The 17,361-nt window shown below is 30.8% G+C and carries 17 protein-coding genes; 4 read left to right on the plus strand and 13 right to left on the minus strand.

Annotated elements, in window-relative coordinates; translation table 11 throughout:
- Positions 1 to 98 precede the first annotated feature (98 nt).
- The 13 genes from hypA to AJN58_RS02450 form a co-directional block, all read right to left on the minus strand.
- Positions 99 to 443, minus strand: coding sequence for a hydrogenase maturation nickel metallochaperone HypA (gene hypA / locus AJN58_RS02390; RefSeq protein ID WP_070233280.1), 345 nt, complete (start codon positions 441 to 443; stop codon positions 99 to 101).
- Positions 443 to 1,417, minus strand: a complete 975-nt coding sequence (hypE, locus tag AJN58_RS02395; protein ID WP_070233279.1) for a hydrogenase expression/formation protein HypE — start codon at positions 1,415 to 1,417, stop codon at positions 443 to 445. The genes hypA and hypE overlap by 1 nt, the downstream gene beginning before the upstream one ends.
- Positions 1,414 to 2,505 carry a hydrogenase formation protein HypD gene (hypD, locus tag AJN58_RS02400; RefSeq protein WP_070233278.1) on the minus strand — a complete coding sequence of 364 codons (1,092 nt, stop codon included), beginning with the start codon at positions 2,503 to 2,505 and terminating at the stop codon, positions 1,414 to 1,416. The genes hypE and hypD overlap by 4 nt, the downstream gene beginning before the upstream one ends.
- Positions 2,489 to 2,770 carry a HypC/HybG/HupF family hydrogenase formation chaperone gene (locus AJN58_RS02405; RefSeq protein WP_002776342.1) on the minus strand — a complete coding sequence of 94 codons (282 nt, stop codon included), beginning with the start codon at positions 2,768 to 2,770 and terminating at the stop codon, positions 2,489 to 2,491. Before AJN58_RS02405 ends, hypD begins: the two co-directional genes overlap by 17 nt.
- Positions 2,770 to 3,513, minus strand: coding sequence for a hydrogenase nickel incorporation protein HypB (gene hypB, locus AJN58_RS02410; RefSeq protein WP_070276054.1), 744 nt, complete (start codon positions 3,511 to 3,513; stop codon positions 2,770 to 2,772). The genes AJN58_RS02405 and hypB overlap by 1 nt, the downstream gene beginning before the upstream one ends.
- 77 nt (positions 3,514 to 3,590) lie before the next feature.
- Positions 3,591 to 5,780: a carbamoyltransferase HypF gene (hypF, locus tag AJN58_RS02415; protein WP_070233276.1), complete on the minus strand. Its 2,190-nt coding sequence runs from the start codon at positions 5,778 to 5,780 to the stop codon at positions 3,591 to 3,593.
- Entirely contained in the window at positions 5,761 to 7,281 is a 1,521-nt protein-coding gene (locus tag AJN58_RS02420; RefSeq protein WP_070233275.1) for a hypothetical protein, read from the minus strand. The genes hypF and AJN58_RS02420 overlap by 20 nt, the downstream gene beginning before the upstream one ends.
- A gap of 41 nt (positions 7,282 to 7,322) precedes the next feature.
- A complete protein-coding gene (locus AJN58_RS02425; protein WP_053872557.1) occupies positions 7,323 to 7,970 on the minus strand; it encodes a M48 family metallopeptidase in 648 nt (215 codons plus the stop codon).
- Positions 7,946 to 9,262: an MATE family efflux transporter gene (locus AJN58_RS02430; protein ID WP_053872558.1), complete on the minus strand. Its 1,317-nt coding sequence runs from the start codon at positions 9,260 to 9,262 to the stop codon at positions 7,946 to 7,948. The genes AJN58_RS02425 and AJN58_RS02430 overlap by 25 nt, the downstream gene beginning before the upstream one ends.
- Before the next feature lie 78 nt (positions 9,263 to 9,340).
- Positions 9,341 to 10,081 carry a phosphate ABC transporter ATP-binding protein PstB gene (gene pstB / locus AJN58_RS02435; RefSeq protein ID WP_053872559.1) on the minus strand — a complete coding sequence of 247 codons (741 nt, stop codon included), beginning with the start codon at positions 10,079 to 10,081 and terminating at the stop codon, positions 9,341 to 9,343.
- Complete coding sequence (gene pstA, locus AJN58_RS02440) at positions 10,078 to 11,166, minus strand: phosphate ABC transporter permease PstA (protein ID WP_044780021.1); 1,089 nt, start codon at positions 11,164 to 11,166, stop codon at positions 10,078 to 10,080. The genes pstB and pstA overlap by 4 nt, the downstream gene beginning before the upstream one ends.
- Positions 11,163 to 12,077, minus strand: coding sequence for a phosphate ABC transporter permease subunit PstC (gene pstC, locus AJN58_RS02445; protein ID WP_053872560.1), 915 nt, complete (start codon positions 12,075 to 12,077; stop codon positions 11,163 to 11,165). Before pstC ends, pstA begins: the two co-directional genes overlap by 4 nt.
- Positions 12,078 to 12,086: 9 nt before the next feature.
- Complete coding sequence (locus tag AJN58_RS02450) at positions 12,087 to 13,082, minus strand: substrate-binding domain-containing protein (protein ID WP_070209859.1); 996 nt, start codon at positions 13,080 to 13,082, stop codon at positions 12,087 to 12,089.
- Between the two features lie 180 nt (positions 13,083 to 13,262).
- On the opposite strand from AJN58_RS02450, the gene ctf reads away from it, so the two are divergent.
- From ctf to AJN58_RS02470, 4 genes are read left to right on the plus strand one after another with little or no spacing between them, the layout of a single operon-like run.
- A complete protein-coding gene (gene ctf, locus AJN58_RS02455) occupies positions 13,263 to 13,766 on the plus strand; it encodes a non-heme ferritin (protein WP_002825034.1) in 504 nt (167 codons plus the stop codon).
- 42 nt (positions 13,767 to 13,808) lie between these two features.
- Positions 13,809 to 15,185 (plus strand): MBOAT family O-acyltransferase, encoded by a 1,377-nt coding sequence (locus AJN58_RS02460; RefSeq protein ID WP_070286392.1) that lies wholly within the window; start codon positions 13,809 to 13,811, stop codon positions 15,183 to 15,185.
- A complete protein-coding gene (locus tag AJN58_RS02465; protein ID WP_044780017.1) occupies positions 15,186 to 16,196 on the plus strand; it encodes a DUF459 domain-containing protein in 1,011 nt (336 codons plus the stop codon).
- Positions 16,183 to 17,361 (plus strand): SGNH/GDSL hydrolase family protein, encoded by a 1,179-nt coding sequence (locus AJN58_RS02470; RefSeq protein WP_070277239.1) that lies wholly within the window; start codon positions 16,183 to 16,185, stop codon positions 17,359 to 17,361. Before AJN58_RS02465 ends, AJN58_RS02470 begins: the two co-directional genes overlap by 14 nt.

The raw sequence follows: 17,361 nt of genomic DNA on the forward strand, positions 1-17,361 counted from the left end.
GTTTTTATATTTTGGATAAAAATTTAAAATTTTTGATTTTGTATTTTTTAGATATTTTATCTATAGGTTAACCATACTTAATCAAGCATCGCAATGTATTATTTCATCACAAGTCGCATAAGATGCAAGTCTTCACCTTTTGTGATTTTATATTCTATACTTTCACATTTGGGACACTTAAAAACATTTTCTTCTAAAATGCTTGTTTGATCGCATTTTAAGCATAAAATTTCAAGCGGAGCAAGTTCTATAAAAAGTTTGGCATTTTTACAAATATTTGAGTTTTCTTTAAAAGTTTCAAAACAACGCTTAAAAAGATCCACTTCTATACCGCTTAAACGTCCGATTTTTACATAAATTTCTTGCACATTACAAGCCTTATTGTTTAAGGCATTTTCTTCGCAAAGTTCGATTAAAGATTCTACTATACTTAATTCGTGCATTAGCAAATTCTTGGTAAAAGTTCGCCTTTAGGGCTTTCTAAAAAGCGTTTTGCCCCATAAGCGTTTTGTAAAATCACGCGTGCTTTTTTCTCTTCTAAAACTTCTCCTATAATACTCGCATTTACATTGTATTTTTTTAGAATTTCCAAGGCTTTTAATTCATCTTCTTTTTCCACACAAAGCATGAAAGTGCCTTCATTTGCAAGCTCATAAGCTTCATAACCAAAAAGCTCGCAAAGTCCTAAAACCTCATCTTGAACGATGATTTTTTCTTCAAAGATCAAAAGATCATTTCCGCTTTGCTTTGCCCACTCATTTAAAACCGCACTAAGCCCCCCGCGAGTAGCATCTCTCATAGCTACAACCTTTATATCATTTTCTAAAAGCTCTAAAACCTCTTTATCTAAAGCCTTACAATCACTTTTAATATCAGCTTCTAACTCATTTCTTTTGATTAAAACACTAGCTCCATGCCTTCCTATATCGCCTGAAAGAAGTATGCTAAGCCCTGCTTTGATATTTTTACTTTCTTTTTTAGAAATAATTTCACCTAAGGCCGTAGTGTTGATATAAATTTCATCTGCCTTACCCTTAGGAACGACTTTAGTATCGCCACAAACTAACGTAACTCCACATTTTTCACATTCTTCTTTAATGCTTTTTAAAATGTGTTCTAGTTTTTCTAGCTCAAAACCTTCTTCTAAGATAAGTCCTAAGCTTAGATATTTTGGCTTAGCCCCCACCATCAAAACATCGTTAATAGAACCACAAACACAAAGTTTGCCTATATTAACCTCTTCATCTAAAAAAATCGGACTTAAAACAAAAGAATCCGTGCTTAAAGCCAAATTTCCCAAAATCGCCGCATCATTATTTGCGTTTAAAATTTCATTATCAAAGATCTTAAAAAGCTTAGTTAAAAGCTCATTCATCTCTTCTCCACCACCTCCGTGGGCTAAGGAAATATTTTTCATGCATTCACCTTTGAGTATTTATAATACGCCGCACAAGCACCCTCGCCAGAAACCATACAACTTCCTATAGGACTTCTTGGCGTACAAGCCTTACCAAAAACCTTACAATCATAAGGCTTGGCCAAACCTCTTAAAATTTGCCCACAAATACAGGCTTTGCTTTCATTTTTACTTTGCACCGCACAATCAAATTTTCTACTTGCATCATAGGCGCTAAATTCTTCTTTTAGCTCCAAGCCTCCATCTTTAATAAGTCCTAAGCCACGAAATTCAAAATCACACACTCTAAAGTATTTTTTTACTAAATTTTGCGCTTTAACATTGCCTTCTTTGCTTACGGCTCTTTTGTATTGATTATACACTTTAAAAGTGCCTTCATTGCTTTGTTTTATGATATTTAATACACTTTCTAAAATATCAACTGGCTCAAAACCACTCACTGCTATAGGGGTTTTAAACTTTGCTGCTAAAGGCTCATAAATACCATAACCTGTTATCACACTCACATGAGAAGGGCCTAAAAAAGCATTGATTTTTACATTTTCATCATTCATGATCGCTTCTACAGGTGCTGGAACTGTGATATGATTGATATGAAAAAAGACATTATTTATTTTTTCTTCTATAACCTTTTGAAGAAGTAAAGCACTCATAGGCGTAGTAGTTTCAAAACCTATAGCAAAAAAGATGATATTTTTGTTTAAATTTTGCTTAGCAATTTCCAAAACTTCAAGTGGAGAATAAAGTGCTCTAACATCAACCCCTTTAGCTCTTAAATCAAGCAGAGAAATTTCACTTCCAGGCACTCTTAAAAGATCTCCTAAAGTACAAAAAATCGTATCTTTCATAGAGGCTAACTTGATAGCTGTATCAATGCGAACTCTTGGCATAACACAAACAGGACATCCTGGCCCATGGATAAAGTTAATCTCCTTTGGCAAAATAGAAGGCAGGGCATATTTCATAATACTATGTGTATGCCCACCGCAAATTTCCATGATGTTAATAGGATTTTTAAGTTCTTGTTCTATGAGTTTTTTTAAAGCTAAAATGCTTTCTTTATCTCTAAATTCATCGATGAAATTCATTTAAACCCAAATCTCCTTCATCGCTTTTTATCTCTCCGCTATTCATTTTTTCTACTATTTCTTGATAGGTTTTAATGCTTTCTAGTGCAGCTTCTTTGTCGATTTTTTCCATAGCAACGCCTACATGGATTAAGACATAATCGCCTTGTTTTAAAGGCTCATCAATCAAATCCAAATTAACTTTTCTTTTCACACCTAAAGTTTGTACTAAAGCATTGTTTAACTCATCGATTTCTAAAATTTCAGAAGGTATAGATAAACACATTAAAAAAGCTCCTTTTTAAGTTTAAGCACCTTATACCAAAGCTCCATATTAGTACCATTTTTTGCATCAAGAGTGATAATATCTGCTCTAGGATTTAATTCTTTAATCAACTTAATTGCCTCTTTAACATCAAAATCAAAATGATGAGCCAAATCTGCCTTTGTGATTAAAACTATATCAGCCTTTTTAAACATCACAGGATATTTTTGCGGTTTATCACTTCCTTCAGTTACCGAAAGCAAAACTACATTTAAATGCTCTCCTAAATCATAACTTGCAGGACAAACCAAATTTCCAACATTTTCTATAAAAAGCAAATCCACATCATCAATTGCCAAATGATGCAAAGCCTCATGCACCATAAAAGCATCCAAATGACAGCTTTGTCCTGTAGTGATTTGATACGCTAAAGCTCCGGCATTTTTTACTCTTAGAGCATCATTATTGGTTTCTAAATCCCCTTCAATCACAGCGATTTTAAGTTCATTTTTCAAAGCCTTGATCGTACTTTCTAAAAGCGTAGTTTTTCCACTACCTGGAGAACTCATTAAATTAATACAAAGCGTGTTAGCTTCATTAAAATGCGCCCTATTGTGCTTAGCTTCTTCATCATTTTTGCTTAAAATTTTAGAAATCACTTCTATGGTTTTACTTTCTTTTAAACTTAGATTTTCATGGTGGTGATCATGATGATGATCGTGCGTATGGCTTGAATTTATAGAACAGCCGCAATCTTTACACATTTTCTTTCCTTATATATTTTTTGTTTCATTTTAACCTTAAAAGCATTAAAAAATTATGAGTTTTTAGAATATTTGCTTTATTTTTCTAAATTTAAAAAATGCACCATTTGTCCTAAGGCTATGGAGCTATCATTGCAAGGATATTTTAAAGGTACAAAAAAATCAAAATTTTTAGCTTTTAAAATTTCAAGTAAGGTTTTGTTTTGAAAAACTCCTCCACTTAAAAGCACTTTTAAATCATAATCTTTGCTAAAATCTATGATAAAATTTGCTAAGGCATTAAACATACCTGTAATTGCTTTAGTTTTTTCATCTTGCAAAGCCCCTAAAATTAAATTTTTAAAATTAACCTGCCCTTTTTCTACAAAAAGCTTGTAAGAAAAATCAAGATTTTTATCATAAAAAGCTTCACACATTAAGCCAACTTGGGCTTCATAAGAACTTTTTTCTAAGTTAAAAACAATACTTCCAAAAGCATCGATAATGCGTCCTAAAGAGCTTGTTTGTAAGTTAGAATGTGAATAAATTTTTTTAAGATTTTCAAGTTTAATTTTTGGAATTTTTGCTAAAAACTCCTTAGCCTTATCTTCTAAATCATAATGAAAAATAAGACTTAGAGCCAAATTTTGTATATTTTTAATATCACTATTTATAAGAGTGAAATTTTCAAAATGTGCAATTCTTTCATATTCTTTTAAATTTCCTACAAAAACTTCTCCACCCCAAATTTTGCCATCTTCGCCATAACCTGTTCCATCACAAATAAAAGCTAAAGCCTTTTCATCTTTTGCAAAATTTTCTTCGTATTCAAAATAAGCCGCACAAAAATGCGCATAATGATGAGAAATTTTAATCCTTTCTTCAAATTCTTTTGCATAGCTAAAATGCGGGTGTTTATCGCACAAAATCGCATCAAATTTCAAATCATAATTTTGTTTAAAAAATTCTAAAAGTTTAAAAAATCTCTCATGTACATCAAGACTTTTCAAATCCCCTATATAAGGAGAAATTAAAAGTTTATTTTCATAAAAAATCACAAATTCATTTTTAAGCTCCGCACCCAAAGCTAAAAAAGTGCCTTTTTTATTAAAATTTCTTTCCAAATAAAAAGGATTTAAACCCCTTGAAGTACGCAAAAACATAGTTTTACCATTTACCACTTGAGCTATGCTATCATCACTTGCGTTGATAATTTCTCTATCATAATCCAAATAAAAATCAAAAACTTTATCAAGTTTTTGACACAAATTAAACTCATCTTTAATGATACTTTCTCCGCTTAAATTTGCACTTGTTGCCACAAGGCTTCCTTTAAAATACTCAAAAAGCAAAAGATGTAAAGGCGTATAAGCTAGCATAATACCGATTTTATCAACATCAGGTGCGATTAAAGAAAAGGCTTTTTTTGCCTTTAAAATCACAATAGGAGCTAAAACCCCACCAAGCAAAGCCTCTTCTTTTTCATCTATAAAGGCAAGTTCTTTAGCACTTTGTAAATCTTTACACATCAAAGCAAAGGGTTTTTTAGGGCGATTTTTTCTAAGTCTTAGAGTTTTTAAAGCTTCTTCATTAAAAGCATCGCACATGAGATGAAAACCGCCCATGCCTTTAATGGCTAAAATTTTACCTTCCTTTAAAAACTTCGCACTTTGCATAAAAGCTTCTTGATCTTTGGCTAAAATTTCACCCTTTGGATTTTTAAGAAAAACATTGATTTTACACTTAGGACAACTGATGGGCTGGGCATGAAAACGCCTATTTTTAGGATCTTCGTATTCGCTTTTACAAAACTCACACATCAATAATTCTTGCATGGAAGTATTAATCCTATCATAAGGAAGACTTTTTATAATACTAAAGCGTGGCCCACAATGCGTGCAAGTGATAAAAGGATATAAAAAGCGTGGATTTTTTTCATCAAAAAATTCTTTTTTACACTCCTTACAAAGCGCAAAATCACTTAACATAGGCGTGCTTTTTGTATTCTCTAAAGAAGGAGTAATGCTAAAATTCTCATAGTTTGAAATAGAAATTTGCGTCATTATAAGCTTATCTATTCTTGCTAAAGGTGGAAGATGATTTTTTAAATTTTCTATGAAATTTTCACATTCTTTTTGAGCACAAGCAAGGATGATTTCTACCCCAAAACCATCATTTCTTACCTCTCCAAAAAGCTTTGATTTCAAAGCTAGTTCATAAACTAAAGGGCGAAAACCCACCCCTTGCACCAAGCCTGAAATTTTGATCTTATACCCTAAGTGGCACATCGCTTAACTGACAATTTTTAAGATGTTTTAAAGTATTTTTAAGCAAAGATTTATGTTCAAACAAAGAGCCACTTATAAGCGCTAAGTCGCTTTGCTTTTTCTCTCTTAATTCATCATAAGTATCACGTAAGAAATAAGCCAAACTCTCAACCGCTCCATAAGCGATATTAGCACTATCCACACCTGCTAACATAAAACTCATAGTAGATCTTAAAGTTCTTGTATAATCAAAACTTTTATCTTCTTTCAAGCGATAATCAATCTTTACTCCACGAGGCATTTTTGATTCATCAGCAATTTTTAAAAGCTCACTAGCACTCTCTTGTAAATTTTTACCCAAATTTAGCACTCTGCCTACCAAGCCAAGCAAGGAATAAAAATTGTTTTGAAGCTCAAAATTTTCATCTAAAAGAGGAAATTCCTTGCTAAAATTTTCTAAAAGCCTTGCACCAATTTCATCTTTTTTAATCTCTTCATAAAGTTCTTTGCTGTGTTTTGGTAAGCAAAGTTTAAGCAAATTAAGCTCTTTGTTAATAAGCAAAATATCTTCATAATCTTTGCTAAGCTCTAAAATAAAAGCTTTTTCTTTATAACGGCTTACAAGATAAGAAATTCTTGCCATATTTTTATCTTCTTTAGAAAAAATAAGCTCTCTTGCCTTAGCATTGATAAATTCAAAGCCTTCCAAAACCACCACTTGCTCATCTAAAGCACTGATATAAAAATCTTTTTGATATTCTTCTATTTTTTTTACGCTTAAAAATTTATATTCATTTTCAAAAAGTTTTAAACCTAAAGCAAAGCAAAACAAATCTCTAGCAAGTCTGATTTTAAAATCATTAAAATCAAGATTGTGATTTTTTCTAAACATGGCATTAAGTCTTAGCTTCATCAAAGGTTTTTCTAAACTTGCAAGAAGTTTTAAATTTTCATTTGAACAAACAAAAACTGAATTTATAGCCTTAATATCACAAGGAAGTAAAAAATCTCCTATAAATTCGTTCTTAAACAAAGAAAATTCATAAATGCCATTTTTATCTTTTAAATAAATCTTTTTTTCTTGACTTAACAAATCAAAGGCAAGATTTAAAAAAGTATTGAAATTTTCTTCATTGATTTTTTCAAATTCTGATAAATTGCTTGAAAATTCACACTCACAAAACACGCCCCACTCGTTTTTGTTTAAAAGTTTTTTTTCTTGATAGGCATTAGAATTTAAATGAGTAATATAAGAAAATCTTGAAAATTCTTTATCCTCTGGCATACAAGGGTTAAAATCCTGCCCCGCTTTTACATCAAATTTTTTCAAAAAAACACTATGACTCATGAAATTTAAAGAATCACAAAAAGTCTTTAAATTTTCTTCATCTGCATCAATAGAAAAATGATAAATATTTTCTTCTTTGCTAAGGGTGTAGTTATAATTTTTCGCATAAAAACGCAATAAATATTCAAAAATATTATTATCTGCATTATAAATAAAATCAAAATTCAAAGTCATATTATGCCTTTTTTGAAAAATAAACTATAAATATAACATTTTTAACTTAAAAATTCTTTCTCTCTTTGTCTAAAATCACTCATAAAATGCTCCATAAAAGAGTAAAATTCTTTGCTGTGATTGGGGAATTTTAAGTGGCTTATTTCATGCAAAATCACATATTCAATAGCCCTTAAACTCTTTTGAATGAGTTTTAAATTTAAGTTAATATAAGCTTTATTGTGATTACATGAACCCCAACGCGTTTTCATATTTTTAATACTTAAATGCGTGTAAAATAAACCTGTTTTTTGGCTCCATTTTTTAAGATAAAAAGTAAAAATCTTTTTGGCATTTTGTCTTAAAAATAAATCTAATTTTGCTTTATTTTGACAAAGAATTTTATCTTTATCAAAATAAGTTTTTTTAGCATTTTCATCAAATATAATTTTATATTTTTTAGCTAAAAAGATTAATTCATCATCTTTTAAAACTTTTTTTTCAAATCTTTTTTTTGCCTCATTTATCCAAGAACTTGATTTATCTAAAAACTCATAAACACTTTTAAAAGTGCAAAAATAAGGAATGCTAAGAACAAATTCACCCCTTTCATTTAGCCTTAATCTTAAAGTTTTTATGCGTTTTTTAGAATAAAAATAACACTCATCTTTATAAGTAAATGATTTTAAACTAGAGCTTTGCCTTGCCATTTTTTACTTTTCCATCTGTATGAATTTACCATTCCACGCAAAAACTCATCTGCACAAAATCCTATCCAAACCCCTAAAATTCCAAGATTAAAATGAAAACAAAGCACATAACCCACAGGCAAAGATACCCCCATCATAAAAACAAGTCCGCTAAAAAATGGAAACTTAGCATCGCCACTTGCACGTAAGGAATTAACCATGACTATATTGAAAGTTCGTGAAATTTCAAGAAAGATTGAAAGGGCAAATAAAGGTATCATTAAATTTTTTAACTCTTCTTTAAGTCCTAAAATTTGCATAGTAAAATCTTGGCAAAGATAATTCAAAAGTGCCACTAAAGCACTTGCCACCACACTAAAATACAAAGCACGCCAAGCATGTTTATAAGCGATATTTTCATATCTAGCACCGACTAATTTACCTACTATGATTTCATTAGCTATGCTTGTAGCTTGTCCTATAAGCATGATAAGCATTGAAATTTGAAAATAAATCGTTTGCACACTCAAACTTGCTTCGCCTAAGCTTGCTACAAAAGCAAAAGCTATAGTGTATTGGACTATCCACAAAAGATTTTCCCCTGCTGAAAATCCACCTATATTTAAAACCTTTTTTAATACCTCTTTTTCAAGTTTTATCATTTCTTTGATTTTAAGATGGATTTTAAGCTTATAAAAAAGTATCACAAGTAAAGCCGCTATAGCAACAATACGAGCAAAAATATTGCTAAGCCCTACTCCAAAAAGTTCTGATTTTGTATAATGCAAAACATAATAATTTCCACAAATCACCACTATATCCATCAAAAAGCCTATAAGCATGACCCAATAAGCCATATTATAAACCCTTACAATAGCAGCTAAAACAATTCCTATGGCATCAAAAAACAAACAAATTGCAAGCATATGCAAGTAAATTTCGCTATCTTTGAGCAATTCTTGTGGGATTTTTAAAAGATAAAGCAAATACTTCCCATGCCATAAAATAAGCGCGCCACACACAAAGCCTAAAAGTGCATTTAAAAACAAACTTTGATGAATCACTTTTCTTGCTAAAACATGATCTTTTGCACCAATAGCCTGAGCTATCACCACACTACAACCCACACTTAAAAATGAAAAAATAGTGATAAAAAGATCTAAAATTTGATTTCCAGCCCCCATAGCACCGACAAGAAAATTAGAATAATGCGACACCATAGCGGTATTGATAATCACGGTTAAATACTTAGAAAGCAAGTCCCAAAATATAGGAAAACTAAGCCTTGTTAAAGAGAGTTGTTTTTTTGCCATAATTAATGCCTTACAAAGATAAAAGGCAAATTTTAACAAATTTTTCTTAAAATAAAAAACCGCTAAAAAGCGGCTTTATTATCCAAAAGCACCGCTTAGATAAGCCTTGGTTTTTTCTTGTTTTGGATTTTCAAAAAATTCTTTACTTTCACCAAATTCTATAAGCTCACCTAGGTGAAAAAATGCAGTATAATCAGCCACGCGTTTACCTTGTTGCATATTATGCGTAACCATGATCATAGAAAGATTATGACTTAGCTCTTTTAAGAGCTCTTCTATAACACCTGAGCTAATAGGATCAAGTGCGGAAGTTGGCTCATCTAAAAGCAAGAGCTTAGGTTTTATTGCTAAAGCTCTTGCGATACAAAGGCGTTGTTGTTGTCCGCCTGAAAGAGCTAGAGCATTTTGCCTTAATTTATCTTTAACCTCTTCAAAAAGTCCTACTTTTTGCAAACAATCCACCACCAAAGCTTCTTCTTCATCTTTATTTTTAATCATACCATGAAGTTTTGGTGCATAAGAGATATTTTCATAAATGTTTTTTACAAAAACATTAGGTTGTTGAAAAACCATGCCTACATTTTTACGCAAAGCTACTACATCTTGATTTTTAACATCTTTTCCTTCAATTTCTACCAAACCATCGATTTTTGCGATTTTATCATTCATTCTGTTAAAACAACGCAAAAAAGTGGATTTACCGCATCCTGAAGCACCGATGAGTGCGGTAATTTTGTTTTGCTCTATTTGCATATTGATATCAAATAAAGCTTGTTTTTTTCCATAAAATAAATTTAAATTTGTTGTTTTTGCTATCACTTTAATTTTCCTTGAAAATATTTTCTTAATAATATCGCACTAAGATTTAACACGACTAAAAGTCCTAAAAGCACAATAATACCCGCTGCTGTTCTTTCTAAAAATGCACGCTCTGGCATAGCTGACCATGAGTAAATTTGAGCAGGCAAAACGCTAGTTGGATCAAAAATCGAACTAGCTACATCAGGGATAAATGCTATCATACCGATAATCATCAAAGGTGCAGTCTCGCCTATAGCCCCAGCTAAAGTCAAAATAGAACCTGTTAAAATCATAGGCATAGCCAAAGGCAACATAATACCTTTTACCATTTGAACCTTTGTCATACCTAAGGCATAAGCAGCATTTTTCATGTTAATGTCCACACTTTTTAAAGCCGCTTTGGTTGAAACAATGATAATAGGTAAACTCATGATCGCCAAAGTAAGCCCACCCACTAAAGCACTTGATCGAGGCATTCCAAAAAGATTGATAAACACTCCAAGTCCTAAAAGTCCAAACAAGATACTTGGAATACTTGCAAGGTTGTTAATACACACTTCTATAAAATGTGTAAGGATATTTTGTGGCGCAAATTCTTCTAAATAAATTGCTGCTGCAACGCCTATAGGAACACTCACAACCATACAAACAAGCATAACAAGCAAAGTCCCTACAACTGAAGATAAAATTCCTGAATTTTCAGGAGATTTTGAGTCCCCATTTAAAAAGAAATTGCTATTAAATTTAAGCTCTATATCGCCTTTTTGCACAAGATCATCGACTAAAGTTCTTTGTTTTTCACTAAGGCGATTATATTTTTGCTTCATATATTGATCCACTTCTGAATTTGCCAAAAGCCAAGTTTTTTCAGTGATTTGCCCTGTTCTTATTTTTCTTTGCTCAGCACGAGATAAAAGATCATAAACAGGAGAATTTCTATTAGCCTCTACAAAAATATAAGTTTGCTTAAAAGCTCCAATTCCAAGATAACCCACACTTCCTAAAAAGATACAAAGAAAAATTAAATTAATATAAAGCCCCATTTTACAAAGTCTTTTAAAAGACTTTGAAGCTTTTTGTCTTTTTTTAAAAAGTTTTTTCATAAATTTTTCCTTTTGTGAAAGCGATTAATGAGATAAACGCTAAACATATTGATGATTAAAGTGATGATAAAAAGCACCAAACCTAAAGAAAAAGCACTCAAAGCTAAAGAACTATCAAAAGCTTGATCTCCGCTTAAAGCTTCTACGATTTTTACCGTTACTGTTGTCATATCTTCTAAAAAATTCATCGTTAAATTTGGACGCAAAGAAGCTGCCATTACCACTATCATAGTTTCGCCTAAGGCTCTTGAAAGTCCTAAAAGACAAGCTGCAACTATACCAGGAATAGCCTCAGGTAAAATCACAGCAAAAACCACTTCTTTTTTTGTCATACCTAAAGCATAAGCGCCATTAATCCTTTTCTCGCTTACTGCTTCAATGCAATCTTGAGATAACGAAGCCACTATAGGCACTATCATGATCCCCATGATAAAACCTGCGCCTAAAGCACTTTGAAAACTTGCTTGTATGCCAAATAAAGAAAAAAACCACACTATAAAAGGCGCTACGACTATAGCTGCAAAAAATCCAAAAACAACAGTAGGAATCCCTGCAATGATTTCTAAAATAGGTTTTAAGTAATTTTTAGATTTTTTGCCAGCAAAAACACCTAAATATATAGCACACATAACCCCTAAAGGTAAAGCCGTTAGCATAGCAATCAATGAAATATAAAAAGTTCCCCAAAAAAGCGATAGCGCTCCAAAAACACCTTGTTTGCTCGTGCCATCTGCATTCATAAAAGCTGCATCAGCTGCCCACTGACTTGAGAATAAAAAGGTAGCAACACTTTCTTTTTGAAAGAATTTTAAAGCTTCAATTAAAATTGTAAGCATGATAGCAAAGCTTACTATCACGCTTACAAAAGCACATAAAAAAAGTGCAAATTTGATTATTTTTTCTTTTAGCAAAGTTTTTCCTTAAAAAACTTTTCCAGCTTTTACAAGCTCATCATTTAAAATTTTTCTATCTTCTATATGTTTTTGAGAAGCTTTTAATTTATCATCGCTTAAAGGAACAAGTCCTATTTTTTCAAGTTCTCCGCCACTTTTTGCCAAATCATCACTCATGTAAATTTTTGCAAAATCAAAGGCTTCTTTTGGATTTTTCTTAGCATTGATATAAATAAACAAGCTTCTTGCAAGTTCGTATTTTTCATCTGCAATATTTTCTTCACTTGGTGTAACACCATCGATAGTAGCGACATTGATTTTATCTGAGTTGCTCACTAAAAAGCTATAACCAAAAATTCCAAAAGCATCTTTATCAATAGTAAGTTTTGAAACGATTAGATTATCATTTTCACCGCTTGGGATATAAGCACCATCTTGACGCAAAGTTTTATACTCGCCTTTATACTCAGGAATTTTTTTAGACACATCACTCATAACAAGCTCTTCTATAGTATCTCTTGTTCCTGAACTTGATGGTGGACCATAAACACTAATTTTACGATTTGGTAAATTTTTATTGATTTGATTCCAGTTTGTATAAGGATTTGGTATAAGTTTTCCATTTTGTGGAATTTCTTTTGCCAATGCTAAGAAAAGTTCTTTTTTTGTGATATTTAATGGAGCATTGGTTTTATTTTGAGCTAAAACTATACCATCATAACCTATCATAATCCCTACTATATCAGTTACTCCTGCTTTTTTGCAAGTTTCAAATTCACTTAATTTCATAGGTCTTGAAGCATTGGAAATATCAGTAGTTCCTTCACAAAATACCTTAAATCCACCCCCTGTTCCCAAGCTCTCTACTATAGGAGTTTTTGTATTTTTGATCGAAGCATATTCTTCAGCTACAAAAGAAGTAAAAGGATACACAGTCGATGAACCTGCGATTTTTAAATCTGCTGCATTTAAAGCACCACAAAGTGCAAGACTTGCCACACTTAAAGATAGAATTTTTTTCATTTTTTCTCCTTAACTTTAAAAAAAGTAATGGAAGTTTAAAAAAACTTGGAAACATTTTGGAAACATTTTTTATTTTGTGTTTTTCTTAAATATAATTTTTAACTATCAAAAAATTTAGCTTGTTTTTAAAAAAATAATATATCATTACAAAACATTTTAAATTTTAATAAGGAGATAAGAATGCTTTCTAAAGAAGTTATAAAATTACTCAATGAACAAATAAACAAAGAAATGTATGCAGCAAACTTATATCTTAGTATGAGTTCTTGGTGTTATGAAAACAGTCTTGATGGAGCTGGAGCCTTCTTGTTTGCACATGCAAGCGAAGAAAGCGATCATGCTAAAAAGCTTATCACTTATCTTAATGAAACAGATTCTCATGTAGAGCTTCAAGAAGTAAAACAGCCTGAACAAAATTTCAAATCTTTACTTGATGTTTTTGAAAAAACCTATGAACATGAGCAATTTATCACAAAGTCAATCAATACTTTAGTTGAACACATGCTAACACATAAAGACTATTCTACTTTTAATTTCTTACAATGGTATGTAAGCGAACAACACGAAGAAGAAGCACTTTTCCGCGGCATAGTTGACAAGATTAAATTAATCGGAGAACACGGAAATGGACTTTATTTAGCTGATCAATACATCAAAAATATTGCATTAAGTAGAAAAAAATAATCTTTGCCCTATTATGGGCAAATCTCGCTTTGGATTGAAGGTATGACTTATTTTTCTCTAGAATTTAGTATTTTAATGATAGCTTTTTTTGCTATTTATTGGACTTTTAAAAATGATTATAAAATACAAAATATTTTAATTTTAATTTTCTCTTATATTATTTATATTTTAATCAATCCTTATTTCGCCTTAGTTTTATTTATATATACCTTTTTTATACACTATTTTGCCTTGCTTATTTTTGTGCGTCGCAAGCGTTATATTTTCGCTACTTGTATGGCTTTTATTGTTTTAAATTTATGTTTTTTTAAATACTTTCCTAGCATCAAAGGAAGTATTGATGAGATATTAGATTTTTTCGGTTTAGAATTTTTAAATATTGATTTAGTATTTCCAATAGGAATTAGTTTTTATACCTTTACTTCTATCACTTATCTTGTAGAAGTTTGCCAAAAACGCCGTTTAGAAAGCTTTTTAAATTTAGCAACCTTCTTATCATTTTTTCCAACACTACTTTCAGGGCCTATTATGCGAAGTTCTTTTTTCTTTGAACAAGCCTATCAAAAACGCGAATTTAAACATGCAAATTTAATCATCATCTTGCTTGTTTTTGGTATAGTTAAAAAAGTTTTAATAGCCAATTACCTTGGAATTTATGCTAAAAGTATTTTAGACTTTCCACAATCTTATAATTTCATACAACTTTTAAGCGCAATTTACGCCTATGCGATTCAAATATACTGCGATTTTAGCGGATATGTTGATTTAGTTTGTGCTTTTGCTTTAATGTTAGGTTTTACCCTTCCACCTAACTTTAACATGCCTTATCTTGCAAAAAATCTAAAAGATTTTTGGGCTAGATGGCATATCAGTCTTTCAACCTTTATAAGAGATTATATCTATATACCTTTAGGGGGCAATAGAAAAGGAATGCCACGCACTATAGTTAATATACTCATCGCTTTTATACTTTCAGGTATGTGGCATGGTAATACACTTGCTTTTATTGTTTGGGGTTTATTGCATGGTATTGGCATAGTTTTTATACATTTGCTAGCTTTAAGCAAATTTAGTTTACAAAAAATTCCAGCTTTAGGAAGATTTTTAACCTTTCAATTTATATGTTTTACTTGGATTTTCTTTTACTATAGCAAAAATCTAGAAGATGCAATAGAATATTTTAAAGCTTGTTATTATAATTTCTTCCAAATTCCATCTTATAATGATATTTATATGTTGGTTGCTTTTGGGGTTCTTTTTATGATCTATCCTTTATTTATTAATTTTAAAGAATATTGCATTAAGATTTTAAACCTTACTCCATTTTTACTAAAACCTTTTATCATAGCTTTTATTTTACTTTTGGTTTTTGCTTTTATGCCAGATGGAATTCCTGATTTTATTTATTCGAGTTTTTAGATGAGTGCAGTTAGATTTTTCTTCATTTTGATTATAGTGCTTGGCTTGGTTGTTGTAGTTATGAATCAGAGCATTAGCTCTTATATAGAACAAAAATATCACTTTGCATTCTATCCCCATAATGATCTTTTAAAAGAAGCCAATGGCTTCAAAATTAAATTAGAACAAATTCGTGCAATTTTAAGCAACGAACCCTTGCCTCAAACCAATGAAGAAGATACAAATCAAGAAAGTAAATCAACAGATGAAAACTTAAGTAAAATAGATAAAGTTTTAAACACTTTAGAAAATGATGAAAACACTTCTCATAAAGAAACAAATCTAACCTTAATCCAAGATGCAAATATTAGTTTTATCGACAATACCAAATTAGAGCTACAAAATGGAGATGAGTTTTTATTTATCGGAGATTCTTTAATGCAAGGTGTTGCAATAGCCTTAAATAGAGATTTAAGAAATTTAAATCTTAAGGTAACCGATCTTAGTAAACAAAATACAGGCCTTTCTTATAAATCCTATTTTAACTGGTCAAAAGCAACCAATGAAGCTTTTGTTAAAAACTCAAATATTAAATATCTTGTTGTTCTTCTTGGTGCTAATGATCCTTGGGATATTAAAAAAGGAGGAAATTACCATCGTTTTGGCTCCCCTTCTTGGATAGATATTTATACAAATCGTGTAGATGAAATCATTAAAATCGCTAAAAAACATAAAGCCAAAGTTTTTTGGTTTGAAATCCCTCCTGTAAAAAAAGAAGATTTGAACAAAAAAATACAAGTGCTCAATAAAATTTACAGCAATGAAATTCTTAAAAATAAAGAAATTTTTATCAACACTAAACTATTTTTTAGTGTCAATGATGAATACTCAGCTTATATAAAAGATGAAAACAATAGAAGTATAAAAGTAAGAACAGATGATGGGATTCACTTTACCCCAAGTGGTGCAAGAGAAATGTCTAAACTTTTATTAGAACACATAAAACTTAAGGAAGAAAATGCTAGTAAATAAATTTAAAATTATCTTATTGTTTTTTATTATTTTTACTAGCTCTTATGCACAAAATTTAAATACAAATGACACAATAGATTCCATACTCAATCAAAACAAAAATCACCCTGCTTTAGCAAATTATGTATCAAAAAAAGATCTTAAAAATCTAGAAAAAAAATTAGAAAAAAATCAAAACATAGGAATTAGAATTTATGGAGATTCTCATATGGCGGCTGATTTCTTTCCGCGTGTCATAAGAGGATATTTAATCCGCTCTAACTCTATAGGTTTTGCCTATCCTTTACAGCCCAAATATCAACAAAATCTTAATCTTGTTTATTCTTATAAAAACTTTGAAATTTTAAACTCAAGAAATCCTACTAATGCTGGACATAATTTTCCACTAGGTGGGATAATAGCCAAAGCAAAAATCAAAGGTGCAAAAATCAACCTTGATACAACCTTAGATAAAAAAAAATTCAAGATAGGATTTTTATTTAAAACCAAGCAAAATACCAATGCTTTTAGCATCAAAGATGCAAAAAACCAAAGCTATGAGTTAAGAACCACGCAAATTAATAAATGGTCTTATAAAGAACTAGAACTTGATCTTCCTTTACAAATTTCAGCCTTACAAAAGGATGCTGAGCTAGGAGGATATTTCATCACAAATAAAGATAATAATGTTTTCTTAGATACCATTGCAATCAATGGTTCTAAAAGTGATTTATGGCTCTCTTGGAATCAAGCAGTTGTAAAAAAAGAACTAGAACTTTTACACAATGATTTAATTATTCTTGCTTATGGTTCTAATGATGCACTCTTTAAAGGGTTTGAAAAAGAAAAATTCAAAAATAATTTAAAAAAATGGATTGGCATTTTAAAAACTTACAATAAAAACGCTGTTATCATGCTAATCTCTCCACCAACCGTAGTTCAAAAACAAGGTAAAAACTACAAGCTTGCTCCTGATTTTTTTACCATACGCAAAGCATTATATGAAGTTGCTAAAGAAGAAAAAACTCTTATCTTTGATATGCATCAGTTTATGCAAGATAGCGGAGGAAAAAACAAATGGATAGAACAAAAGCTTTCGCTCAATGATGTACATCTTACTATAAAAGGCTATGAGCTGATGGCTAAAAAGTTACTCGAGGATTTAAAAAATATCATCGATTATTAA

Origin of the sequence: Campylobacter sp. BCW_4321, from assembly GCF_001763075.1 — a bacterium.
Lineage (GTDB): Bacteria > Campylobacterota > Campylobacteria > Campylobacterales > Campylobacteraceae > Campylobacter_D > Campylobacter_D jejuni.